The 24491-nt window shown below is 61.1% G+C and carries 15 protein-coding genes; 8 read left to right on the top strand and 7 right to left on the bottom strand.

Annotated features, from left to right (window positions below; translation table 11 throughout):
• Positions 1-102: 102 nt before the first annotated feature.
• Complete coding sequence (locus tag SAS01S_RS07435; RefSeq protein ID WP_084238622.1) at positions 103-1557, bottom strand: efflux transporter outer membrane subunit; 1455 nt, start codon at positions 1555-1557, stop codon at positions 103-105.
• A 263-nt stretch (positions 1558-1820) separates the two neighbouring features.
• Here SAS01S_RS07435 and SAS01S_RS22430 point away from each other — a divergent pair, with 263 nt between their 5' ends.
• The 3 genes from SAS01S_RS22430 to SAS01S_RS07425 all read left to right on the top strand — a co-directional run bounded on the left by SAS01S_RS22430 (position 1821) and on the right by SAS01S_RS07425 (position 5481).
• Positions 1821-2012, top strand: coding sequence for a hypothetical protein (locus SAS01S_RS22430; protein ID WP_157082700.1), 192 nt, complete (start codon positions 1821-1823; stop codon positions 2010-2012).
• A gap of 92 nt (positions 2013-2104) precedes the next feature.
• Positions 2105-3349, top strand: coding sequence for an HlyD family secretion protein (locus tag SAS01S_RS07430; protein ID WP_066806724.1), 1245 nt, complete (start codon positions 2105-2107; stop codon positions 3347-3349).
• Positions 3346-5481, top strand: a complete 2136-nt coding sequence (locus tag SAS01S_RS07425) for a peptidase domain-containing ABC transporter (RefSeq protein WP_084238621.1) — start codon at positions 3346-3348, stop codon at positions 5479-5481. Before SAS01S_RS07430 ends, SAS01S_RS07425 begins: the two co-directional genes overlap by 4 nt.
• A 203-nt stretch (positions 5482-5684) precedes the next feature.
• Here the strand turns inward: SAS01S_RS07425 and SAS01S_RS07420 are convergent, their stop codons facing one another.
• Positions 5685-6581: a LysR family transcriptional regulator gene (locus tag SAS01S_RS07420; RefSeq protein WP_066806722.1), complete on the bottom strand. Its 897-nt coding sequence runs from the start codon at positions 6579-6581 to the stop codon at positions 5685-5687.
• A gap of 117 nt (positions 6582-6698) precedes the next feature.
• Between SAS01S_RS07420 and SAS01S_RS07415 the strand changes: the two genes are divergently transcribed.
• Entirely contained in the window at positions 6699-7769 is a 1071-nt protein-coding gene (locus tag SAS01S_RS07415) for an aldo/keto reductase (RefSeq protein ID WP_066806721.1), read from the top strand.
• An 80-nt stretch (positions 7770-7849) separates the two neighbouring features.
• Here the strand turns inward: SAS01S_RS07415 and SAS01S_RS07410 are convergent, their stop codons facing one another.
• The 5 genes from SAS01S_RS07410 to SAS01S_RS07390 form a co-directional block, all read right to left on the bottom strand.
• The gene (locus SAS01S_RS07410; RefSeq protein ID WP_066806719.1) at positions 7850-9433 is read right to left on the bottom strand and encodes a DUF5597 domain-containing protein; all 1584 of its coding nucleotides are present in this window, start codon (positions 9431-9433) and stop codon (positions 7850-7852) included.
• 347 nt (positions 9434-9780) lie between these two features.
• On the bottom strand, positions 9781-12216 hold the full coding sequence (locus tag SAS01S_RS07405) for a glycoside hydrolase family 2 TIM barrel-domain containing protein (protein WP_084238619.1): 2436 nt from the start codon (positions 12214-12216) through the stop codon (positions 9781-9783).
• 54 nt (positions 12217-12270) lie between these two features.
• On the bottom strand, positions 12271-12879 hold the full coding sequence (locus SAS01S_RS07400) for a hypothetical protein (protein ID WP_066806715.1): 609 nt from the start codon (positions 12877-12879) through the stop codon (positions 12271-12273).
• Positions 12880-12898: 19 nt separating this feature from the next.
• Positions 12899-14416 (bottom strand): tryptophan halogenase family protein, encoded by a 1518-nt coding sequence (locus SAS01S_RS07395; RefSeq protein ID WP_066806743.1) that lies wholly within the window; start codon positions 14414-14416, stop codon positions 12899-12901.
• A 191-nt stretch (positions 14417-14607) separates the two neighbouring features.
• A complete protein-coding gene (locus tag SAS01S_RS07390) occupies positions 14608-17994 on the bottom strand; it encodes a TonB-dependent receptor (protein ID WP_066806713.1) in 3387 nt (1128 codons plus the stop codon).
• A gap of 1012 nt (positions 17995-19006) precedes the next feature.
• Between SAS01S_RS07390 and SAS01S_RS07385 the strand changes: the two genes are divergently transcribed.
• From SAS01S_RS07385 to SAS01S_RS07370, 4 genes are all read left to right on the top strand, one after another.
• Complete coding sequence (locus SAS01S_RS07385) at positions 19007-20167, top strand: sensor histidine kinase (RefSeq protein ID WP_066806711.1); 1161 nt, start codon at positions 19007-19009, stop codon at positions 20165-20167.
• Positions 20164-20964: a LytR/AlgR family response regulator transcription factor gene (locus SAS01S_RS07380; protein WP_066806709.1), complete on the top strand. Its 801-nt coding sequence runs from the start codon at positions 20164-20166 to the stop codon at positions 20962-20964. The genes SAS01S_RS07385 and SAS01S_RS07380 overlap by 4 nt, the downstream gene beginning before the upstream one ends.
• A gap of 810 nt (positions 20965-21774) precedes the next feature.
• Entirely contained in the window at positions 21775-23199 is a 1425-nt protein-coding gene (locus SAS01S_RS07375; protein WP_245656783.1) for a GH39 family glycosyl hydrolase, read from the top strand.
• 154 nt (positions 23200-23353) lie between these two features.
• Positions 23354-24466, top strand: a complete 1113-nt coding sequence (locus tag SAS01S_RS07370; protein WP_066806707.1) for a glycoside hydrolase family 43 protein — start codon at positions 23354-23356, stop codon at positions 24464-24466.
• Positions 24467-24491: the final 25 nt, after the last annotated feature.

Below are 24491 nucleotides of genomic sequence, written 5' to 3'. Positions count from 1 at the left end.
GTCCGGACGAGACCACTCGTCCGGACAAGCCGCCGTTCCGCCCAGGGTAAGTTTGCCGCGATAGTTCTGCTGGCCCACGAACCGGCGGGCACTATTTACCGATCATTTCGCGCTCAAGCTGGCACGGTCGCCGTCACTCGCCGGGGCGCCGCCTGTCGCACGGAAGACGTCGATAGCGGCGATCAGGCGATCTTGCGCCGCGGTGAGCCAGAGGTCCTCCGCCTCATATTGGTTCCACCGCGCGTCGATCAGCGCTTTGAGTTCGATATCGCCCTCACGATAGCGGAGTTCGTTGAGCCGCGTGTCGCGCTGCGCCGCCACCAGCGCGCGCTTGGCGCTCGCTTCGCGCTGCGCCGTCAGCTCGGTCGAGCTGAGCGCATCGGTCACCTCGCCCAGGGCGCTCAGTAATGTCTGGCGATACAGCGCCACGCTTTCGCGCTGCGAGGCGCTGGCGGCGTCGAGCTGGCCGCGCAGCCGCCCGCCCTGGAAGATCGGTGCAAGCAGCGACGCGCCCACATTGGTGGTGAGACCTATCGGTCCGAGCAGGCTCACCGCAGTGCCGAACCCGCTGGTCGTCAATTTGAGCGATGGCAGGAAGGCACGCCGCGCCGCATCGACGTCGCCCCGCGCGGCCGATATGCGCGCTTCGGCTGCCCGGATATCGGGACGGCGGACGACCATCATTGCCGGCTGTTCGGGATCGACACCGGGTCGCGACAGGCCGGCAAGCCGCGCGGGAGGCGCCGGGAATCGGGGCGCTTCGGCACCGACCAGTAGCGCCAGCGCGGTCAACAGATGACGCCGTTGTTCGGCCAGCGTGGTGCGGAACGCGACAATTCGCTCAACTTCGACAGTTTGGCGCGCGGCTTCCCCGTCATCGGCGGCGCCCTCGCGGATGCGGATAGCGATAATCCGTTGCAGATCGCGCCCGCCCGCCAGCTTCCGATCGGCCAGGGCAATGCGATCGTTGAGCGCTGCGAACTGGATGTAGGTCTTTGCCACCTCCGCCTGCAGTACCAACGCGGCGGCATCGGCATCGAAGCCGGCCCCGGCAAGTCGAGCGCGGCCGGCCCGGCGGCCGGCGGCGTTGGCGCCGAACAGGTCGAGATCGTAGCTGATGTCGAGCCCGGCCGAGATGCCGTTATAGGTGTAGACCGGCGCCCCTTGGGCGGCATTGCGTCCGGTTTCGCCACCCAGCGTCGCGTTGACCGTCGGGAGCCGCGCGGAGCGCGTGACGCGAAGCTCGGCGCGGGCGCGATCGATTCGGGCACGAGCGGCGTCGAGACCGGGATTGTTGGCGATCGCGGCGGCAATCAGCCGATCGAGATCCGGCGATCCGAAAGCGTGCCAGAATTGTTCGCGAGGAACCATCATGACGGCGTTTCCGGCCGCCGAAGGGCCTCCGCCCGCGACAGTGTTGCTGACCGTGACGGCGTCTCCGCTCATGCCCCAATCGCGCGACAACACGCTCGGCGCGACGGCTAGGCGCGGTACCGGCGCGCAGCCGACAATGGCGGCCGAAGCGAAGAGTGGAAGAAGGGGGCAAGTCGATCTCATGTTCGACTCAAATAACCGACTCGAATGACCGATCTGTAAACGGCTGAAGAACAGTCAAAACGGATCAATCCCGTTAGGAGACATTAACCATTGGTTATCAGAACAACGTCTTTTAACAAAAACCAAGTGTACTCAAGTAGATTCCAAACAAATTGCGCAATTTGCGCAGTTTCTACGATCAACACATTTTTCATTGATACGATACTAAGGTCAATACAGAATTATCCAGTCCGATGACTTCGGACGGCAACAGGAGACAAGCAATGCGTTCTCTTTCCACAACTGAAGTGAACAATGTGTCTGGCGGCGGCCATGGCGGCAGCAGCCTTCTTGGTCTTGGCGTTCTGGCCGGTCTCAACGTCGCTCTTCCGCCGCTGCTCAAAATCTCCGTCGGCGCGGGCCTCGGCCTTTCAGCCGGCGGCAGTTCGGGCCACGGCCACGGCGGGCATTGCTGAGCTGACGGCACCTTGGGGGGCGGCCTTCGAAAGGCCGCCCCCTTCGGTTTCCCGAAAATTGTTTACCCGAAACCAAAGCGGGCACGGCGAACATGGCGAACATGCTCTATCGGCAGGAAGTCATCGACGCGGCCCGGGACCGGCTTGAGGGCACCGTTATTGCCGCGACGCCGCCACGCGCATCGACCTATCTTACCGTGGCGTTGGTCATACTCCTCGCCATGGCGGCGCTCCTTCTCTTCGGCAATTTCGCCACCAGGGTGCGCGTGACCGGCGTGGTCGCCTATAGCGGCGGCGTCGCGCGAGTTTATCCCCCTTCCTCGGTCGAGATACGCGCGCTCGACGTGCGCGAAGGCGAGTTCGTCGCTGCCGGCGCGCCGCTCGCGACGGTGGCGGTGACCCAGGGTCGCGATCGCGGCGGCGAAGGCATGGGTGGTCAGCTGGCTGAATTGGGCCGCCAGGACGCCGAACTCGCACGCCAGCTCGAACTCGCGCGATCCTCGATGGTGATCGACACCGGCTCGCTGGAGCAACAGCGCGTCGGACTGGCCGGCTCGATCGGGTCGCTGGACCGCCAGCAGAAGCTCGGCACGGCACAAGCCGCGCTCAGCCGGACCGAAGCAGGTCGTGCCGCCCGGTTGGCGAACGCCGGTGCGGGGTCGAGCCGTCAGGTCGAGCAGGCGAAGGCCGCGGCGCTTCAGCGCGAGCTCGATGTCGAGGCGTTGAAGGAACGCGCGATCGGCCAGCGTGAGGCGCTACGCCAGATCGATAGCCAGTTGGCGCAGCGCCGCCTGGCGTCCGAACAGCGAATTTCCGAGATCAATGCGCAACGCGCCGCGCTGGCCGAGCAGCGTGCGGCGCTGCTGCGGCTCGACCGCCTGGTGCTGACCGCCCCGATCGCTGGCCGCGTCAGCGATCTGGTCGCCGCGATCGGACAACGTGCGCGCCCCGAGACGTCGCTGCTGACCGTCGTCCCGAGCGGCAGCACGCTCGAAGTCTGGCTCTATGCCCCGTCGCGGGCGATCGGTTTCGTACGGCCGGGCGATCAGGTCAGGTTGATGTTCGACGCCTTTCCGTTTCAGAAATATGGCGCCGGGGCGGGCACGGTGACCGCGCTCTCCTCGGTCCCGACCGACCCTGGGGCGATCACTGCCACCGGGATGAGCATTCAGGAGCCGGTTTATCGCCTGCGCGTGCGGATCGATCGGACCGGCGGCAATGGCGCGAACGGCCGGCCGCTCAAGGCCGGCATGACCTTGTCGGCGAACCTGATCACCGAGCGGCGGCAGCTGTGGGAAGTGTTCCTCGACCCGATCCTGCGGAGCTGGCGCCAATGAGCATGCTCGAATGGCCGTGGAGCACCCGACTGCGTCCGGTCCATCAGGCCGAGGCGGCCGAGTGCGGCATCGCTTGTCTGGTGATGATCGCCAACCATCATGGTCATCATCTCGATCTGCCGACGTTGCGCCGGCGGGCGGGGTTGTCGATCAAGGGATCGACGTTGGCCGACCTGATGCGGGTCGCCGCCGACATCAAATTGTCGGCACGCCCCCTCCGCCTCGAACTCGAAGAGTTGTGCGAGTTGCGCCTCCCCGCGATCCTGCATTGGAAGCTCAATCACTTCGTCGTGCTCGAACGTGTCGCTCAGGGGGGCGTGACGATCCTCGATCCGGCGCTAGGCCGGCGTACCTTGCCGCTGTCGAAGTTCTCCAAGGCGTTCACCGGGGTTGCGCTCGAGCTCGAACCCGAAGTCGATTTCTGCCCGATCAAGGCGGTCAACCGGCCACATATCTGGCGGCTATGGAGCCGCATGAAGGGACTGCGCGGCGCCCTGGCGCACGTCATCGGCCTGTCGATCATCCTGCAACTCACCAACCTCGCGCTGCCTTTCTTCATGCAGCTGACGATCGACGAGGGCATCGGCCAGGGGAACGTTTCGCTGCTGGGATTGCTCGCGCTCGGCTTCGGCGCGCTCTATATCATCAACGCGATCCTGCAGGCGCTACGGAGTTGGGTCGTGCTGACCCTGGGCGAATCGATCGCCTATCAGCTCGCGGGCAATGTCATGCGCCATCTGATCCGGCTGCCCGCCGCCTATTTCGAGCGGCGACATATCGGCGATATCCAGGCACGGATGGGCTCGATCCGCCCGATCGAGGATCTGCTGACCCAAGGCCTGGTCAACGTTCTCGTCGATGGCGTCCTGGCGGTCACGCTGCTGATCGCGATGCTGTTACTGTCGCCGCTGCTCGCGTCGGTCGTGCTGGGCGCGACTTTGCTCTATGTCGGCGTGGTCGTGCTGATGATCCCCGAATGGCGCCGCCGCTCCGAGGAAGCGATCGCGGCGCGCGCGAGCGAGGAGACCTATCTGCTCGAGAGCATCCGCGGCATCCGCACGATCAAGCTCGGGGTCAGCGAGGCCCTACGCGAAGCCAGCTGGCGCGGGCGCCTGGCCGACGTCATCTCCGCGGGTTATCACGCGGAAATGGCGGCGATCCGCATCGTCTTCGCCGAACATCTCATCTTCAGCGTCCAGTTGATCATGATCGTCTATCTCGGCGCGCAGGCAGTGGTCGCCAATGATTTCACGATCGGCCAGCTGATGGCGTTGGTCGCCTATCGCAATAGCTTTCATACCAGCGCGATCCAGCTGGTCGCGCAATTCCGGCAATGGCGGGTGGTCAGCCTGCACCTCGACCGACTGGCCGATATCACCAGTGAGCAACGCGAGCAGACCGGGATCGTGGTGCCGCGCGATCATGGCCGGTTGAAACCGGCGGAAATCCGCGTCGAGAATCTCGGTTTCACCTACAGCGCGACCGAAGCCGAGCTGTTCCACGACATCTCCTTCACGATACCTGCGGGAAGCTTCATCGCGATCGCCGGACCGTCGGGCGCCGGCAAGACGACTCTCGCCAAGCTGTTGCTCGGCCTGTTGACGCCGACCAGCGGGCGCATTCTGATCGACGGCGTGCCGCTCGGCCCCGGCAACCTCGCGCAATGGCGCAGCAGGGTCGGCGCGGTGCTCCAGGACGATTTGCTGTTCGCCGGCACCTTTGCCGATAATATCGCCTCGTTCGACACCGGCGCGAATCCGGCCGCGGTCGAAGCGGCGGCGCGGCTGGCGCACATTCACGACGATATCCTGGCAATGCCGATGGGTTACCAGAGCCTGGTGAGCGACATGGGCGCGGCCCTGTCGGGCGGACAGCGCCAGCGCATGCTGCTCGCCCGCGCGATCTACCGCGAGCCCGACATGCTGCTGCTCGATGAGGGCACGGCCAATCTTGATGCCGCGCTCGAGGAAGCGATCGCCGATACAGTGGCGCGAATGCCGATTACGCGGATTGCGATCGCTCATCGCCCAGCCCTGATCGAACGCGCGGACGTCGTGATCGAGGTCAATAATGGCGCGGTAACCCGGCGCTTTGCCGCGCCCACGCTCGGTCCGGTCGCGGCCAATGGTTAAGCGTGTCGTACGCGGTTGACGCCGCCGTTAATATGACTTTTGCCGCCGCGCCTGCCTTTAGCGACCATCCCGACCCAAATACCCTTGGCACTTTTGCTGATGTCTTCACGGCGCACCGCCGCTTAGCGGTTGCCTGAAGTGCCGTTCCGCGCATTGCCGTGCGCTGCGACTGGCCGTTGTTTGCCGGGTCGGACCGGTCCGCTTCAGGCTTGCCGATCCAACAGGCAATCGATGAACGCGCGCAGCGCTGGCGGCTGCTGCCGCCGACTGGGATGGTATAGATACACGCCGGGAAATTTAGGTGAATAACGCTCAAGCACGCGGACCAGCTTGCCTTCTTTCAGCCACCCTTCGATCCATTCGTGGGACGCATAGGCGATCCCTAGGCCCTGGAGCGCGGCCTGCAAAACCACTTCGATATCGTTGGCAATGATCGGCCCGTTCACCGCAATCTCGAATTCCCTGCCGTTTTCTTCGAATTCCCAGCGATAAAGGCTGCCGTCGGTCGGCCAGCGCCAGTTGAGGCAGGCATGGTTATGGAGCTCATCCGGGGTTTCAGGCGTGCCATGGCGTGCAAGATAATCCGGCGAAGCGACCGCGATCATCTCCATTTCGCCGGTCAGGCGCACCGCGATCATGTCCTTTTCGAGCAGTTCGCCAAGTCGGATCCCGGCGTCGAAACGGCCTGCGACGATATCCGTCAGCGCATCGTCCACCGTGACGTCGAGTATCACGCCGGGATTGTCGCGATGGAAGCGGCCCAGGCGCGGCGCGATCAGCCTAAGCGCAGCGGTTCGCGGCGCGTTGATACGCAGCACGCCCGCCGGACGTTCGCGCGTCGAAGTCGCCTCTGTGACGGCCGCGTCGAGTTCGTCCACGGCGGGACGAAGCCTTTGATAGAGGCGTTCGCCGGCCGTCGTCGGAGCCACGCTTCGCGTCGTCCGATTGAGCAGGCGCACGCCGAGCCGCTCCTCGAGCTGGCGGATCGTCTGGCTGAGCGCCGAGGGCGTGACGCCCAGATGCGCTGCTGCGCGAGCGAAACTGCGATGCTCCACGACGGCGGCGAAAGCGTTGAGGTTCGCAAAATCCGTGCCGCGCATTATCCATGTCCAGCTTCATAGATAAGGTGAATTCTAGCAGATAATCTTACCGTAGATCACGAGCCATATCGCCCCTCGCACGAAGGACGCATCGGCGCGTTCGTGGGAGAATGGACAATGACCAATAGTTCGACCCTTCAATCCTATCGCTTGCTCGGCCGCTCGGGCTTGCGCGTTTCGCCGCTCTCGCTGGGCACGATGACGTTCGGATCCGACTGGGGCTGGGGCGCCGACGAGGACGAGGCACGCCGCTTGTTCGATACCTATGTCGATCGCGGTGGCAATTTCATCGATACCGCGAGCATGTACACAGGCGGGTCATCCGAGCGCCTGCTCGGCACGTTCATGGCCGATAAGCGCGAGCAACTCGTCATCGCCACCAAATATACGATGAGCCGCCGACCTGACGACCCCAATGCCGGGGGCAATCACCGTAAGTCGATGGTCCGCTCGGTCGAGGAGAGCCTCAAGAAGCTCGGCACCGACCATATCGACTTGCTGTACCTGCACGTCTGGGATTTCACGACGCCGGTCGAGGAAGTCCTGCGCGGACTCGACGACCTCGTGCGTCAAGGCAAGGTTCTTTATCTCGGGATCTCCGACACGCCCGCCTGGCAGGTTTCGCGGATGCAAGCGATTGCCGATCTTCGCGGCTGGTCGCCTCTGGTTGCGTTGCAGGTCGAATACAGTCTCGCCGAACGCACCGTCGAGCGCGATCTCGCACCGATGGCCGAGGAAATGGGGCTGGGGGTCATCCCGTGGTCGCCGCTCGCCGGCGGGGTGCTGACCGGCAAGTACAAGCGTTCGGACCTCGACGTCGAGGCGTCGGCGAACCCGACGGGCACCCGTCACAACGTGGTGCTCGCGCATAACATGCTTACCGAGCGCAACCTCACCATCGCGGACGAGGTCGGAAAGGTCGCCGAAGGGCTGGGCAAGTCGCGCGCGCAGGTAGCCCTCGCCTGGACCCTGCTCAATCCTGCGGTCACGTCGCCGATCATCGGCGCTCGTACGCTCCAGCAGCTGGAGGAAAATCTCGGTGCACTCGACGTCGAGTTCAGCGATGAACAGCGGGCACGGCTCGACGCCGTGAGCGCGATCGATCCCGGCTTTCCGCACGTGATGATGCGCCTGCCGATGGTCCAGCAGGTTATTTTCGGAGAGACGCAGGTCCGGCACCGCCGGTGATCTCTTGAGGAGGGCGCCCGACGGGCGTCTTCCTCACTTGCTACGCCTTACGCGCCACGCGCACGAGGGATGGACGGCTGTCAGCGAGAGATGCCGAACCGTATTTTGAGCAGCGTCGGCTTCGTCAGGTTGAGGCCGTGATCTACCTCGTCACCGTTCCAACGGCGCTTCATGAGCCAGCGGCCATTCTGGAACGTGCCTTCCTCGACCATCATGAAACGTCCACCTCCATCGGGTGCCGGGGCGGCTTGGCTGAAGGCGATGCGCACGTCGGACCCGGCAAGCAAGAACTCGTCCGGCCCCAACTCCATGACGGCCGCGCCGCCGACGGGGCGGTCCTTGTTGGGATTTGGCGGGGCATCGCGGCCCCCGAACTCCCACAGCCCGTATTGCGCAGTGATTTTCCAGCGGCCGAGCATCGCGGATTGATCCGACACGTCCTCGCCTTTTGCGAACCCGACCGTGGGATGCTCGGACGCGAGCCGAGCCCAGTCCCGTGCGATCGGCGCCATCAGCGCGAATTTGGACGAGACGGCTTCGAGATTCTCGGGCGTGTTCAGACCGCCGAGCGGGAAATTGGAATAGGTCGGATCCATCCCGAACGGAGACCAGCCGATCGCCCCCTTGCCGAGCGCCAGCCAGAAGAACCGCGCGAATCCCAGGTCGTTGCCAGTCTCGGGAATGAACAGCGGATTATCCGGCCGGGCATAGTGATCCATATAGGCCGCAACGGCCGTCGAATTGCGCTCGTAGATGTCGGGCGCTTCGATCGCGATGTGCGGAGCCGCCGCCTTCCAGATGTCGATCACCGCCCAGTCGGGCCCGCTATTGCCTCCGGCGTCGTTAAAGGCGTCGCTGAGCGCGGCATTGACGTACATCGGCAGGTTGAGTTCGGCTTGGCCGGCCGCGGCGACCTCGTCGATATATCGTGCGAGGTACCAGGCGGTGAAGTTTCGCGCAGCGGTCTTGCCGAAGGCCTCCGTCCAGGTGCCGCTTTTCCCGGTCCGCCGCGCTAGTTCTGCCGGGATGGGCGCCGCGAACAGCCGGTTCGCTTCGGGTGAATAGTCGCGATCGAGGCCATAGCTCCCGACTTCATTCTCCGGCTGCACCATGATGACGGTGTGATCCGGGTCGATCTCGCGGAGGTGGCGCATCAGCGCGACAAACGCGCGCTTGTCGGCTTCGAGCGTATTTCGGCCGAGCGGCGTATGAAGATAGTGCGGCTTGCCATCCTCGGTCATCATGTGCGGAAACCGCTTCGAATCCGCCTTCACCCATTCCGGCGCATAGGCCGGCCCGGTGTTCTTCCAGGTCCCGAACCACAGCAGGACGAGACGTACGTGGTTCTCGCGGGCCTGCGGAATCAACGCGTCGACCCATGAAAAATCGAACTTGCCCTCAACCGGCTCAATCTGCTCCCAGGCTACCGGAATCTCGAGCGTATTGGCGTGAATGGCGCGAATCGTCGGCCAGACCTCGGGCAACATGGCCGGATAATTACTCGAATTGTGTGCCTGCCCGCCGAGAACCAGGAACGGTGCGCCATCGACGTACAAAGCGTGCCGGCCGTTCTTGGAGACGATCCGCGGCAGTTCGCCGGCAGAGGCGGGTAGGGCAAGACACAGTGTGAGGAGCATGCCGCAGAGGCTACGAAACAGGTTCATTCTCTCTCCCTTGAGCGGTCGATAACTCGGCCGAGGCGAGGCTGCGCCCGGCAGCATTGCATGTGCGATCACCCGCAACTCCTCCCCCATGACCCGGTCCGGCTGCATTCTGGCAAAACGGGCTGACTCCGGTTCGGCTGGTAGACGTAATCACCCGCCGAAGTCCAACGGTTGGTCCATTAAATTCATAGTAGAAGGCATTGTAAATATACGAAAAATTACTTGCCTATTCCCGTTTATCGAGTTGCTGGACTGTCCTAAATAATGTCAGTCCGCCTCGTAACTTTTCCGCTTTCAAGACAGGCTAATTGCCCGGTGTGTTGCTCGAAACCGCGACGGGCTGGGCACTATTTCGCTATGGTTTCGAGTTGAAGGCGCTGCGTCGGCAACCCCTCGATGTCGACGTCGACCATGACGGGCCCGGCTCTGGTGCCCGCGCGCAATGCCGCAACGACGCGTCCGTGAAAACTCTTGCGCGCGCCCGACTGGAAGCTCGATGCGTCTTGCGGGTTGCCATTGCCGATACCCGCCAACGTCGCTGCGCCAAGGGCCCGCACCGTCACGACACGGTCGGCGTGCTGGTCGTAGACCGGTGTTCCGGCGGCATCGACGAGTTCCACCGTCAGATAAGCGAGATTTTCGCCATTGGCGGCGAGGCGGCGGTGATCGACGGTCACGCGGGCCTTGGTCGGCGGGCCTGCGGTGCGCAATTCCCAGCGTGCCATCTCACGTCCGTGGTCATAACCGACGGCAGTCAGCCTGCCAGGCGCATAGGGCGTCTTGAACACGGTCTTGAATTCGCTCTCGACGCCCACCTGCCTGCGCCCGAGGCTGACTCCGTTGAGCAGCAACTCCACTTCCGGAAGTTCGGAATAGACCACGACCTCGAGCGGCTTGCCTTCCTGTCCCGGCCACGTCCAACTGGGGTGAACGTCGTCGAGCGACCAATCGAGATGAGGCGGCGTAATCGGATAGAAATGCCGATCGGGGAGGTCCTGGGTTCCTTCGGGCTGGCGAACGAACGCCGCGATCGGATCAATCCCCGTCTTCCACAGCACTTCGCGGTAATAAGCGGCGGGTCTCCTGCGCCCCGTCGCGTCGATTTCACCGCTATAACCGAGATGCCAAGGGTAGGGGCCGAGCTTCTGCCAGTCCTGGCTATAGCCCATCCAGCCGATGCCGGATTCGCCCAGATAATCGACGGCGGTCCAGACGAAATCACCGATTACCCAGGGCTTGGTTTCGACCGGTCGCCAATAGTCAAAGGCATCCCGCGAGGTCGATTCAGAGGTGTACATGACGCGCTGCGGGAATTTCACGTGATCGCCCGCGAACAAATGCGCTCGATAATTGTATCCGGCCACGTCGAGCGTCGCGAACTGCTTGTCGCTCTCGGGCGGATCGATGCTCACCGCTTGGGTCACTGGCCGGGTCGGATCAAGGGCGCGTACGCGTGCGGCCAGCTTTTCTGCCGTCTCGACGCCCAGCGGCGATCCCTGTTCCGGGATTTCGTTGCCGATGCTCCAGAAGATCACGCTCGGGTGATTGCGGCCGCTGACCACCATGCTGGCGATATCCTGCGGCCAATCCGTGGCGAAGAAACGGGAATAATCCTGAGAGCGCTTGTCCTTGTTCCAAGCGTCGAAGGCCTCGTCGATCACCAGCATGCCGAGTTCGTCGGCGGCTTCAAGCGTTGCCTGGCTCGCCGGATTGTGTGCGCTTCGGATGGCATTGTAGCCGGCCGCCTTCATCAGCGCGACTTTGCGCCGGTCGGCATCGGGATACCCCGCGGCGCCGAGCATATAATTGTCGTGGTGAATATTCCCGCCGCGCAGGACCACACGCTTGCCGTTGATCCGAAGACCGTTCGTCGCATCGGCGGTGATCGTGCGGATGCCGAAGCGGGTTCGGCGGCTGTCGGTGACGACGCCGCCAATCCGCGTTTCCTGCACCAGCGTGTAGAGTTGGGGAGAGGCGGGCGACCACAAGGCCGGGCGCGGGATCGCGAGCGATTGGTCCCATTCGCCGCGCGCCCCTGCTCCTAGATCTTGGCGCCGACTGGTCTGCGCCACCACTCGGCCATTCGCCGCGACTATCTTGGACACGAGTTCGACCGATTGCGCCCGGACCGTGCAATTGCTCGCGGATGCCCGGATCGCGACCATGCCCATGTCCCGCGTCGCTTTGGGCGTGGTCACGAAGACCGAGTCCGGGTCGATATGAACGCAATCGAGGATCTGGAGCGTGACCGGCCGGATGATGCCCGATCCCGCATACCAACGCGACGATGGATCGGCGTGATTGACGCGCAGAGCGATGACATTGTCGCCGGCCCGCAGCTTGCCGGTAAGATCGACCGTGAAGGCGGTGTAGCCATAATGGTGTTCGGCAATCCGGCGGCCGTTCACCCAGATCGTGGCGTCCATATAGACTGCTTCGAAGTTGAGCCGAACGATCTTGCGCATCGCGGATGCATCGAGCTTCAGGTGGCGCCGATACCAGCCGACGCCGCCCGACAGATAGCCCGAATCCTGGCCGGAGGTGGCGCGGCGGTCGAACGGTCCGGCACCGTCCGGCCCGTCCATGATCGACCAGTCATGCGGCACCACGACCGGCTTCCAGCCGCGATCATCGAACGCAGGGGCTTCGGCACCTTGCACCTCGCCCCGCGCAAACAGCCAGTTCTGGGAGAGGCTGCGCGTCTCCGCGAACGCCGGAGTTGCCAAAGCCCAGATGAGCCATGCGGCGGCAAGTCCCCAGACTGCCCTCAGCGGTCGCGACATTTGTTTCCTCCAGGCATGCTGATCAGCGCTGCGGCCTAACGTTGCGTCGACGATCTACTGTGCAGCCGCCTCGCGCTGCGTTGCCAGCACGTGCGGATCGCTGGCCAGTTCGTGGATATAGGCGCGCCGCGCATTGGCTCCGCCCTTGAGCCCGTCATAGTGCTTGCGCTGATTTTCGGTCAGAACGATCTTGGCATAGCCGCGGTCGATCATGCAGCGACGCACGACTTGGAACATCGTTTCCTTGATACCTGCATATTGCTTGTCGGGTCTGGCGGCGGCGATGATCCCCTGTTCCTGAATGGCTCTATTCTCGGCGCCCGATACCGGGTCGGGCTGCCCCGTCGGACCGATCGCCGTGCCGATAGAGGCCTGAGCGCTGGCGTCGATACCTTCCAACTGCTGCGACGCGCGCGCCAACGTCTTCACTTCCTTTGTATTGTCGATGTTGCTGGCCAGGCCATTCATCCCGCAGGCCAAAGCATCGTCATGATATAGCTCGGAGCTGACGCCGGCCTTGCCCCATACGACGCGCGGCGCCGCGTCCTTCGCGTTGGCGCTACCCGCTTGCAGGCTCAGAAGGGCGGCGCATCCCAGCGCCACGAACTGGATCTTTCCATCAATGTTCACGACGATCCTCATAAACTTGTTCTGCAATTTCATCAGCGCAAGCCTCACTTGGTCAGGCTACTCGGTCGGCCGGTGCCGTTTGGGGCGCTTTACAGTGACGATCGATGAAATCCTGATGCGAAGTGACCTCCTGCGCCGAACGCATGATCTCTTCGCGGCGCAATTCCATACCCGTACGGATTTGCTCCAGCGGATAGCGATCGGCCGAGACGTCGTAACGAGCTGGAATAACGCAGTTGCCGAGCAGGATGGCGAGCCAGCTCGGCTCCATATAGGATTCGGCTTCGCCCAGCGCGATTTGTCCGCTGGCGGTCCAGACATCGAGTTTGTGCCGAAGGCTGTCGGGGATTTCGATCTCGCGGCACGCCGCCCACAATGGCTCGGGACGGCGCGAGAGATAGTAATGCGCGATGATGAAGTCGCGGATGCGCTCGATTTCGCTCGTCGAGATCCGGTTATATTCGTCGCGCAGAACGGGGTCGATAGTCCGCTGCGGGAAGAATCGAAGCAGTTTCAAGACTCCCATGACGATCAACTGTAGTCCGGTTGATTCCAGAGGTTCGAGAAAGTTGGAGGCGAAACCGATGCCCACGCAATTCCGATTCCAGAACTGCTCGCGGTGGCCAGAGGTAAAACGGAACAGCCGCGGCTCGGCGAGCGCTTCGCCGTCGAGACTGCCCAGCAAGGCGTCGCGCGCAGCGTCGTCGCTCCAGAAATCCGAGCTATAGACCATGCCATTCCCGCTGCGATGTTGCAGCGGGATGGTCCAGCGCCAGCCCCCGGCGTGCGCGGCAGACCGGGTAAACGGCGTTGGCTCGCCGGTGCGTTTTGATGGCACCGCCATGGCGCTGTTGCAAAGCAACCAACGCGACCAGTCGACAAACGGCGTATCCAGCGCCTTGCCCAGCAACGCAGACGCGAAACCGGTGCAATCCAGGAAGAGGTCCCCGGGAACCCTGACGCCGTTGGCGAGGTGGATGGCGGCAATATTGCCGGTCTCGCCATCCAGGTCGACGTGCGTCATCTTGCCTTCGATGCGCTCCACGCCCAGCTCGGTCGCCACGTCCCGCAGATACCGGGCGTACAACGCCGCATCGAAATGATAGGCGTGGTGATAGCGCGATTTCTGCGGGTCGCTCGGGGTGAAATTGTTGTTTTTCGCGACGGCGTAGGCAAACGAATAGTCATCGATCGGACGGTCGTCGCCCGATTGGCGCATTCTCAGCCAATAATGCTGGGTCTGCACTCCTTCGACCGGATGCCCATAGTCGCTGAACGCATGGAAATGCCGGTTTCCGGCAACTCCCCAGTCGCAGAACTCGATGCCCAGCTTGAACGTGCCCTGGGTGCGGCGAATGAAGTCGAATTCATCGATGCCGAGTAATGTGTTCAATTGCGTCAGTATCGGGACCGTCGCTTCCCCGACGCCGATGATGCCGATTTCCTCGGATTCGACCAGGGTGATGCGCGTTTGACGGGGGTTCGTCTTCTTGGCCAGCAGCGCGGCCGCTATCCACCCCGCCGCGCCGCCGCCCAGAATGACGATATCTTGTTGATCGCCGCTGTTCATAAACATGTCTCGCCATGAACGTACCCGGTGCCTGCCGAATGGGGCTTCAGGCGTACGGTGGTTATATGTCGGTCAAGGCGCGTGCCAACCGGCTGTGTCTGTGACAAACGACCGGGCATGAATCGGCCGCAGCACTGTGTTCGAAAGAGAACGGGCGCTTCCCGAGGAAGCGCCCGTCCCCGTTCAGACCGTCACAAGCGCACCCGAACGGTGAGGTCGAAGCGCCGGTCGCTGACGTTATAGTCGTACGGCTGGAACACGCCAGGCACAGGCTCCTGAAGGGTTCGCGAAACCGTGTTGAGAAGGTTGTTCGCATTGAATGAAACGGACACATTCTTATTCACCGCGAAGTCGAAACCCATGTCCAGGTAGCCTGCGGCTGCCATGTAGGCCGGAACCATGTTGTACACGGGATAGGAATGGGTCGCGTCGAAGTTGGTCGGGCTGGTATTGAGCGTGTAAGGGTTGCCGCCGCTGGTCGCATAAGACAGCGGATTGACGTTGGTCGACAGCAACGCCTTGTCGCGCCAATTGTATGCCAGACGGAAATTGACCTTGCCGCGGCTGTACAGCAGCTGGATGTTGTAGGCCCATTTCGACAATCCGGCATAAGGAAGGTTGGGATAAGTCTGCGGCACTGAGCCGTCCGGATTGAGGCCTGGAAGGAGGCCGCCGGCCGGCGGCGTAGTCAATACATTGTTAGCCTGCTGGGCAGGGTTGCTGCTATCGATGAAGGTCAGGTTGGCGTCGATGCCCAGCCCGCGAAGCACGCCCGGCAGTTTATCGAAGAACTTGCGGCCGCCAATCTCGACGCCCTTGATGTAAGCGGTTTGCGTCGACGACTTGTTCTGCAGAAAGACCCACGGAAGATTCAGGCTCGTATCCGTGATGTTCGGGCTTGGAGGTTGCCCCGCAGCGGGCGGCGTCGCGCCATTGGCATATGCTTTCAACGGCGTAGGAAGAGGGTTGATGACGAACGAATAAAATATCGGTTCGTCCTTGATCTGCTTGGCGAAGAAATCAATGTAGAAGAAGCTGGAAGACGATGGATAGTATTCAAACGTCAGATCTTCGCTCTTGATCATCGTCGGCTTGAGGTTCGTGCCGCCGCCATTGACGACAACGCCCGTGAGAATTGAAGGTGCCGACGAATTGGTGGGGTTAGGGAGCGTCCTGGCACTGATCGATCCACCGGGGCGAATGTCGTTGAGGTTGGGCGGCGAAGATGAGATCGATGCCGCACCACGAATCTTGAACTTGTCGGATGCATCGAACTTAATGTTGAACGAAGGCAGAGCGCGCGTGTAACTATAATCTCGGGTCTGCGGGAAGTAAGCTAGTGTAAAACCATAGAGCGTCGGATATGGTGTCGTGGCACCCGGTCGGCCCGCGTTGAAATATGCAGTGCTGTCCGCCTCGGTCAGAGCAAGGTTTGAAGCGTTCGGCGTTCCCAGTAGGGCGTTTGCCCGCAGCGAATCGTGGAATACGCGCACACCGATATTACCCGAAAAGGCCGGAATGAAACCGATACGATCATGCGCGAACCTGGCCTCTACATAGACGGCCATATTCATTATGCGGCTATCGGTCTTGTTAAGACCTTGATCTATATCAGCTGTCCAATACTGATCCCGAGTACCGTTAGGAATTTGATTGTTATAGGTCGTGAGCAAATGGTACCAGTCATAGCTCTGCAGGAGAGAATTGCTGGCGACTAAGAGATTCGATGGAACCGACACTTGACCACCGAAGAAATTCCTGAAGGTGGCAACTTGATAATCGGACTTGGGAACATTAGGATTATTGAGATATTGAATATTTCCCGGGCCAAATGTCGGATTGCCTACATGTGGACCCCACGGATTCGATAGCCAGGACTGACCCAGCGGCGCATAATAGGTCCCCACGAAATTGTCTTTTTCGGTGCGCCTGGCGGCACGAGCGCCAACAGTGATGCTGCGCAGGAACCCGTTGTCACTGACCCGATATTCAAGGTCGAGATGGCCGGCAAGCATCGTCCCCTTATTCTTGGGCTCGTGATAGCCGAACTGCGCCAAGTACGCTGTGTTCGGATCAAGAATGCGGGTAGTGGACAGGCCGGACAAGTTCGGCAGGGAACCGGTAAGGTCGACGTTGACCGATTTGACCAGCGGGCTGCTCTGATTGAGACCGATATATATTTGCTGCCCGGCCGAGCGCGAACTGACATATTGCACGCCGCCTCGTACGGCCACCCTGTCCCCAGGAGTCCAGACGAAGCTCTGCGAAATATCCAGCGTGGAATTCTTGGTGTGCGAGGCGTTCGCCGAACCGCTGGGATTCAACGTGGCGTAGGGGCCGCATTGCGCCAGAATTGGAGGATTCGGCGACCAATCCCACTGAATCGATGATGCGGGCGCGCCATAGGTGGAACCGCAGTCGATCTGGTACTTGGGGTCCAGCCAACTAGTGTGGGTGGTTGTGTTTGTGAACTCCACCGAATTGCCAGTGGACCCAACCGTGAGGATTCCCTTGTTGAAGGCGCCGTTGGCATCATATTGAACCGGACTGCCAACCATCGGCATGAGCACAGCTGCTGCGGATGGGTTCGCTCCCACGGAGCCACCGTTTCCCTGGCTATGTTCGATATATTGCGAGAAGAACACGGTGTTGGTCAGCGTGAGGTTCGAGGCCGGCTTCCACTGAATGGCCTGATAGGCGCCGTACCGGTCTCGCTTGTTCTCGGTGGTGCTCCAGTTGAATGAGCTAGGAACAAAGGCGAGGCCATCGCTGCGCGTGGCGGTCGGAGTATATTGGGCGAACATCGCGCCAACCGCCAAGTCGCTGCTCTGCTGATAGAGGCGGCTGAAGGCGAAATCCCACAACACGCCAATTTCCCCGATACCGGTATCGAAACGCTTGGAGAACATCGCGGAAATGCGGGGCGAACCCTTTTTCACCTGGGTGCCGTAGCTGCCGCCCGCGGTGATGTTGAACTGCGTATCCTTGAAATCGAACGGCACATGCGTGCGAAGATCGATCGCGGACGCGCCCCCTTCAATGATGTCGGCGCGCGTCGCTTTGTAGACATCAACCCCCGCCATCAATTCGGGCGTGACTTCGTTCCAGCTGATGGCGCTCGCGCCGTTGGCGCTGAACAATTGCTGGCCGTTAAGCATGCTCGAATTGAAGGGCAGACCGCGCACGGTGATACCCGAACCTTCGATCTGGAATGCGGTGTTGCCGCCATTGACGCCGGTGAAGCGCGAGATCGACACGCCGGGCACGCGCTGAAGGACTTCGGTGATCGAATTGTCCGGAAGCTTGCCCGCTTCGTCCGCGGTCACCGAGTCGACGATAGTGTCTGAGTTCTTCTTGATGGAGATCGCATCCGCCAGCGCCTTGCGGCGCGCGGTGATGATAATGTCGGTCGCGACGTCGTCGCCCTGATCTTTCGCCTTAGCGGGCTTGGCCGCTGGGGCATCGTCGGAGCTCTTTGCTCCCGCATCCTGTGCCCATGCCGGCGTTGCCACCACGCTAAAGCTTGCAAGGATCAGCGCCGAAATACTGGCTTCGATCATCAGGTTACGTGTTTTCATCTGCCCCTCCCGTTCATGTTTTTCATAGGACGTCTTATCTTCGCGGACGTCGTTGGCGCGGGCGCGAACCGCCCAGATTTCGCTGGCACCCCGTTCGCGTCCGCAGCGATCAGGCGATGCTTGCTGCGAGGATCCTTCACCCGCTGCGGGCAGCGAGCCTGGAGCTGGCCGGGCTCGATCGCAGCCGGCGTTTCGACTGCCTGCGGCCGCAATATTTGTTGTTGGTACCGCTACCAATTTTAGGTATGAAAATTGACGCCGCCTGTTTTGAAACTAGCCCTTGCGGGTCGAATTTGATTTGGGCGGAGCAGAGAAAGTCGCGCACCAGCGCTGGAGCGCATGTGCCGGTCATCTCATGGTCAATAGTCATTCCTCGACCCTCCATTTCAAATGGCAAAGGGGAGGCGTTGCTCTGATCGGCATCATCTCTCCCAAATATGGTTCGTCATCCTTCCGGCCTGCAAAGGACGGTGTGACTTCACCACTACTTATAAAACGACACAATTTTGCCGCGCCGTCCATGTATTGCCTTGGCGGAATCCACGAAATTTGGCGAAAAATTGCCACATAGCCGAGCGCTTGGTCCGCTCTATTAACCTGTAAGCCGCCTTGCGAATGCGGAGTCCGTTTCGCAACATTTTCCACAAATGCTGATCGACCAGCATTGGTTGGGCGCTTTACGACCATAAGCAGTTTGAAAGCGACCTGCGACGTGGCGCATTGCCGAATCACTGAGGCGGCCGCTCGCGATGGCTGGTCGATACTATAGTGTCGCGGCGCGGATTGCAGGAGAAGGCATGCCATCATTCCAACAGCGCGAACATGTTTAGCGTGACAGTATGTTGACTAGAGATGCTGGGCGTTGGGGAGAGAAGGGGCGCAGCGGTTTCGACCGGCAAGGTTGGCCGCCACGCCCGGTCGGAGATCGTCAAGCTTCCCGGGCGTCATTCGACGGCAGATGTGATGCGAATGGGTGTTCTCGCCTCGAATGCGGTATAGCCGGTACCCAGCTATGACTTACGTGCAGCCCGACTCCCTGTTCTTGGCGAACGACGTGCGAGAGCGCATCCAGTCTGTGAGGACGGACGGTGGCTGGCACCGCATTTGGCGTGCGTGGGTTCGTCCGGCGATCCTCATCTTCCTAATCTGGACGGCGATCGGCGTCTTTACGGTAGCGCCAGACGTCTTCAACGGTTTTCAATGGCACATTGTCGCCGGGCGAGTGATCGATGCCTGGGCGTGGGCGTTGATGACCCCGGCATTTTTTATGATCGACCGGAAGCTCGCGTCGATCGAGCGGCATGTTGTCCGCCTGACGCTGCTATTCGTCCTGCTAAGCGTCCCGTTCAGTATCGTTCACACGTACCTTACGGGCATCCTTCTTTATCCTATTCCCGCAGTCTGGTGGAATCCGCTGCGCCGCCACGATTTTTTTGTTTATTATTTCATCGGGAGTTTTCAGGTATATTCCGCCCTGGTCGGGGTTGTGTACGCATTCAAATATTATAACCGATTCCTGACCAGCCAGCTTCAACTAGAGCGCGTGAGAAAAGGGCTGCTCGAGTCGCGACTTAACGCGTTGCGACTGCAGCTTGAGCCGCATTTTCTATTCAACGCGCTGAACACGATTTCCTCCGAAGTTACGAACGATCCCAATTTAGCCCGGGACATGATCGGAGACTTGGGTGCGTTGCTCCGGCAGTCGCTGGATTGCAAGGACAGGACCGAGATAACGCTCGCTCAGGAATTGTCGCTTCTCGACCATTATCTCTCCATTCAGCGCGTTCGTTTCGGCGATAGAATGGAAATCGGGGTCGACGTCGATCCGGAAGTGCTATCGGTCATGGTACCTTCCATGTTGCTTCAGCCTTTGGTCGAAAATGCAATTCGTCATGGGATCGAAGGCCGGGTTTCCGGTGGCAAGGTCACGATTTCCGCCTGGCAGGCGGCGAACCACTTGGAAATTCGAGTGTGCGATAACGGTATCGGCCTGCCGCCGGACTGGCGGATGGAAGACTCCACCGGATTGGGAGTACGCTCGGTCTGCGAACGCCTAGCGGGGCTTTATCCCGGTCCCGGAGAGCATCGTTTCGCAATCCATCGCCGCGAAGGCAGCGGCACCGAGGTGGAAATATGCATGCCCTTATCCCGAACCAGAATTGAAGCGGCATGACGGCCTCGCGCGAACCGATCCGAGTGCTCGTGGTCGATGACGAGGCTCCCGCGCGCAAGCGCCTGACGGATCTGCTGGCCAAGGATCGCGGCGTCGGCAAGGTTCTGGAAGCAAAGAACGGCGTCGATGCGGTTGCGCTGATCCAAGACATGCATCCGGACATCGTGTTCCTCGACGTCCAGATGCCCGGTGTGGATGGCTTTGGCGTGATCGATGCCCTGGGCGCCGAAAACATGCCGCTAACGGTGTTCGTCACGGCCTATGACCAGTTCGCGCTTCAGGCGTTCGATGCGGAGGCTGTCGATTATCTGCTCAAGCCGTTCAGCGACTCTCGGTACGAGAAGATGATGGAGCGCGTCAAAAAGCGGTTGGGCGAATTGCGTTCGGAAAATGCGAACGACGCAAATTCCTTTGGTCCGGAACTCCTCAAGCTGGCTGCGAAGCGTGCGAAGCCGGGCGAGATTTGGGAATGGATGGTCGTCAAGAAGCGGGATGCGACCCAGTTCGTGATGACGCAGGATATCGACTGGATCGAAGCGGCCGGCGTGTATGTGGCGCTGCACGTAGGAGCAGAGGAATTCCTATACCGGGCCGGGCTGACCACGGTCGTTAACCGGCTCGACCCCTTTCGGTTCATCCGTATCCATCGATCCAGCGTCGTGAATTTAAGGTCGATAGCTTTTCTCGAACGCCGTTCTCATGGCGAGTTCGAGGTGGTGCTGAAGGATGGTACGCGCCTGATGCTCAGCCGGAGCTACCGCGACGAAGTCGAAGCTATGTTGGGACAATCGCTCTGAACTAGCGAATTTTCCGATGTGCGGGATGAATGTCCGCCGGGGACGACGCCGGCGTGCTGCGAATAGGCCGAATTCGGTTGTTCACAATCAGCACGCGGCCGCTGAGAATCCGGAATAGGCCAAGTCCCCATCGAATAGCAGCGCGATCGGGCTCCGATTCGCACTTTGCCCGCGACTATTCTTACCGGCTTGCCATCGCTCGAGCCGTTTTACCGGACCAATTTGCCGGTCGGGAACAATCTCTGCGAAACCCCCTTCGTTTCGCTATAGTCCTCCGGGAGTGCGCTGCGGCAAATCGTCTCAGATAGAATGGATATAAATATCCGGGCAAGATATTTAGATACGAATTTATTCATCGAAGTGTCTCAGATGAAAACTTGCATGCTATGAGAACTGTCTTTGTAAAATCTGGTAGGTGCCGAAAGTTGATCTGATCGATCGAGCTGGCGCGCACAATTACATGAGTTTGGACGAGCCTTCCTCTTGGGCCGGAAATAACATTCCGGCCCAGCTTTTTGTCTATAGGGTTCAGATATGGTGGGAAGTGGTGGCGCCCGTTGAGACATGTCCGCTACATCGATCTGTAAGAGACCGAGCGCAGGATCGGCAGAATCCGCCGAAGAGGACAAAACAATTCTGGGAGAGAATTTGGTGAAGAGATGCCGGTACGCCGTCCTTTCCTGTGGAGGTCTGGCGCTTGCGAGCCTCGCATCTTCGGCGTTCGCGCAGTCCGCGGCGCCTGCACCGCGCGTGCTGCAAGTGGATCGGGCGACGGCAGACGCTCCGGTCGATCGCTTTTTCGATCTTTCCGTGGGATCCGATTATCCAGGAACGCTGATCCGCGACGACAGCATGGCCCAGCTCAAGACGGCGACGGGCGAATTGGGATTCCGCTACATCCGCTTCCACGCGATCTTCCATGACGTGCTCAAGACGGTGCAGGTGAAAAACGGGCAAGTCGTCTACGACTGGACGCGTATCGACGAACTTTACGACAAGTTGCTCGCCCGCAACATCAAGCCCTTTGTCGAACTCGGCTTCACCCCGGATGCGCTCAAGACCTCGGACAATTCGATCTTCTATTGGAAGGGCAATACGTCCCATCCAAAGCTCGATGCGTGGGCGCACCTGATCGACGCGTTCGCTCGGCATATTCGACAGCGTTATGGCGTCGCCGAGGTGCGGAGCTGGTATTTTGAAGTCTGGAACGAGCCCAATCTCGATGGTTTCTGGGAAAAGGCGGATCGCGAGGCGTATTTCGCGCTTTATGACGTGACGGCCCGTACGCTGAAGGCGGTGGACCCCGCGCTCCGCGTAGGTGGACCGTCGACCGCCGGCGCTGCGTGGGTGCCCGAATTCCTCGATCATGTCGCCGCGAACCGGGTGCCGGTCGATTTCGTCACCACGCACACTTATGGGGTCGATGGCGGCTTTCTCGACGAAGAAGGGAAGGGCGACACCAAGCTTTCGTCTTCGCCCGACGCGATCATCGGCGACGTTCGCAGGGTGCGCGCGCAAATCCAGGCGTCGCGCTTTCCCAATCTGCCGCTCTATTTCACCGAGTGGAGCACCAGCTACACGCCGCGGGACGCCGTGCACGACAGCTATGTGAGCGCACCCTATATCCTCACCAAGCTCAAGGGGGTCGAAGGTTCGGTCCAGGGCATGAGCTACTGGACCTATAGCGACCTGTTCGAAGAGCCCGGTCCGCCGACGGCGCCGTTCCAGGGAGGCTTCGGGCTGATGAACCCCGAGGGGGTCCGCAAGCCCGCCTGGTTCGCCTACAAATATCTCAACGCGCTCCGCGGCCAGGAGATATCCGTGAAAGATCCCTACAGCATGGCCGCGGTCGATGGATCCGGACTGACCTTGCTGGTGTGGGATTGGCATCAACCCGACCAGAAGCTCAGCAACCGCCCATTCTACAGCCGATTGGTGGAGGCATTGCCCGCCGCGCCGGTCAGTGCGCGTTTCGTGCATGTCCAGCCCGGACGGTATCGTCTGCGTACCTACCGGACCGGCTACCGCCATAACGACGCCTATTCGGCCTATATCGATATGAAGATGCCCCAGAAGCTTTCGGCGGCCCAGCTGGCGCAATTGCAAGGGCTGACCCGGGACGTGGCCGAACGCGACGTCATCGTCACCGTCCCGAAAAGCGGATCGCTGAATATCGAGGCGCCCATGCGGACCAACGATATCCTGCTCATGCGGCTTGAGCGCCTCCGGCGCTAAGCAAGCCCAATAGAATCTTGGGCGACGGCAGGGGGATGTCGGCGGCGTGAGACGCCAGTTGCCCCGTAAATCACTGTGCTTGGCCTGTATTTAACGCATGCCGTAATCGTCGCCCGGCGACGACCGAAATGGCTGACGGCGAGGTGGAGAAAGAATGATACGCAACGCCCATCGACTTCTTGTCCTGCTTGCGATCCCCGGCATGGCAGCACTCGGCGCGGCGCAAGCGCCCGCGAACGATGAGGCGCAAGCGCCCGCGCGGCAATATCTGTCCCAGCCGCTCGTCAACTCGCCCTATACCGCGGATCCCGCGGCTCACGTGTTCGACGGCAAACTCTATGTTTATGCCAGCCACGACACCGATGAGGGGCCGCCGCTCCCCGACGTCGAGCCCTTCAAGAACAGTGAGGGCGGGGCGTTCAAGATGCGCGACTATGTCGTGCTGAGCATGGCGCGTCCCAACGGACCGGTTCAGGTGCATCGCACTGTGCTCGACATTGCCAACGTACCCTGGGCGGCGCGGCAGATGTGGACGCCCGACGCTGCCTATCGCAACGGGACCTATTATCTTTATTTCCCGGCCAAGGACCGCGCTGGCGCCTTTCGTATCGGCGTCGCCACGTCGAAGCAGCCGGCCGGACCGTTCAAGGCCCGGCCGCAGCCGATCAAGGGCAGCTTCTCGATCGATCCCGCGGTGTTCGTCGATGATGACGGCAGCAGCTATATGTATTTCGGCGGGCTGTCGGGCGGGCAGCTTCAGAAAAATGTCGGCGGCGTCTATGACCCGAACGGCCCCGCCGGCGATCCGCGGGGCCAGAACGAGCAGGCCTTCATGCCGCAGGTGGCGAAGTTGCGCGGGGACATGCTCGAATTCGGGGAAAAACCGCGCGAGGCGCTGATCGTCGACGAACACGGCAAACCGCTCACCAGCGGCGACGGGACTCGGCGCTTCTTCGAAGCCTCATGGATGCACAAGTATCGCGGGAAATATTATCTCAGCTATTCCACCGGAGGCACGCATCTCATCGCCTATGCGGTGGGGACGTCGCCTTACGGACCCTTCACCTACAAGGGCAACGTCCTGCTGCCCGTGCAGGGCTGGACCACGCACCATTCCATCGTTCAGTATAAGGGTCGCTGGTGGCTGTTTTATGCGGACACCCAGATCTCGGACAAGACCTGGCTGCGCAACGTGAAGGTGACCGAGCTGACCTACAATGCCGACGGGACGATCCGGACCATCGATCCGTTCGTGACGCCCAAGTAATATGGCCTATCCGAACTTACGGTAA

This window comes from Sphingomonas asaccharolytica NBRC 15499, assembly GCF_001598355.1.
GTDB classification, from domain to species: domain Bacteria; phylum Pseudomonadota; class Alphaproteobacteria; order Sphingomonadales; family Sphingomonadaceae; genus Sphingomonas; species Sphingomonas asaccharolytica.
Note: the sequence above shows the minus strand (reverse complement) of the source record. Positions and strands in the feature narration are given on the sequence as shown.

Excerpts from the sequence above, each read along its gene's own strand:
- SAS01S_RS07435 (WP_084238622.1), bottom strand. The coding sequence starts at position 1,557 with ATGAGATCGACTTGCCCCCTTCTTCCACTCTTCGCTTCGGCCGCCATT.
- SAS01S_RS22430 (WP_157082700.1), top strand. The coding sequence starts at position 1,821 with ATGCGTTCTCTTTCCACAACTGAAGTGAACAATGTGTCTGGCGGCGGC.
- SAS01S_RS07430 (WP_066806724.1), top strand. The coding sequence starts at position 2,105 with ATGGCGAACATGCTCTATCGGCAGGAAGTCATCGACGCGGCCCGGGAC.
- SAS01S_RS07425 (WP_084238621.1), top strand. The coding sequence starts at position 3,346 with ATGAGCATGCTCGAATGGCCGTGGAGCACCCGACTGCGTCCGGTCCAT.
- SAS01S_RS07420 (WP_066806722.1), bottom strand. The coding sequence starts at position 6,581 with ATGCGCGGCACGGATTTTGCGAACCTCAACGCTTTCGCCGCCGTCGTG.
- SAS01S_RS07415 (WP_066806721.1), top strand. The coding sequence starts at position 6,699 with ATGACCAATAGTTCGACCCTTCAATCCTATCGCTTGCTCGGCCGCTCG.
- SAS01S_RS07410 (WP_066806719.1), bottom strand. The coding sequence starts at position 9,433 with ATGAACCTGTTTCGTAGCCTCTGCGGCATGCTCCTCACACTGTGTCTT.
- SAS01S_RS07405 (WP_084238619.1), bottom strand. The coding sequence starts at position 12,216 with ATGTCGCGACCGCTGAGGGCAGTCTGGGGACTTGCCGCCGCATGGCTC.
- SAS01S_RS07400 (WP_066806715.1), bottom strand. The coding sequence starts at position 12,879 with ATGAAATTGCAGAACAAGTTTATGAGGATCGTCGTGAACATTGATGGA.
- SAS01S_RS07395 (WP_066806743.1), bottom strand. The coding sequence starts at position 14,416 with ATGAACAGCGGCGATCAACAAGATATCGTCATTCTGGGCGGCGGCGCG.
- SAS01S_RS07390 (WP_066806713.1), bottom strand. The coding sequence starts at position 17,994 with ATGAAAACACGTAACCTGATGATCGAAGCCAGTATTTCGGCGCTGATC.
- SAS01S_RS07385 (WP_066806711.1), top strand. The coding sequence starts at position 19,007 with ATGACTTACGTGCAGCCCGACTCCCTGTTCTTGGCGAACGACGTGCGA.
- SAS01S_RS07380 (WP_066806709.1), top strand. The coding sequence starts at position 20,164 with ATGACGGCCTCGCGCGAACCGATCCGAGTGCTCGTGGTCGATGACGAG.
- SAS01S_RS07370 (WP_066806707.1), top strand. The coding sequence starts at position 23,354 with ATGATACGCAACGCCCATCGACTTCTTGTCCTGCTTGCGATCCCCGGC.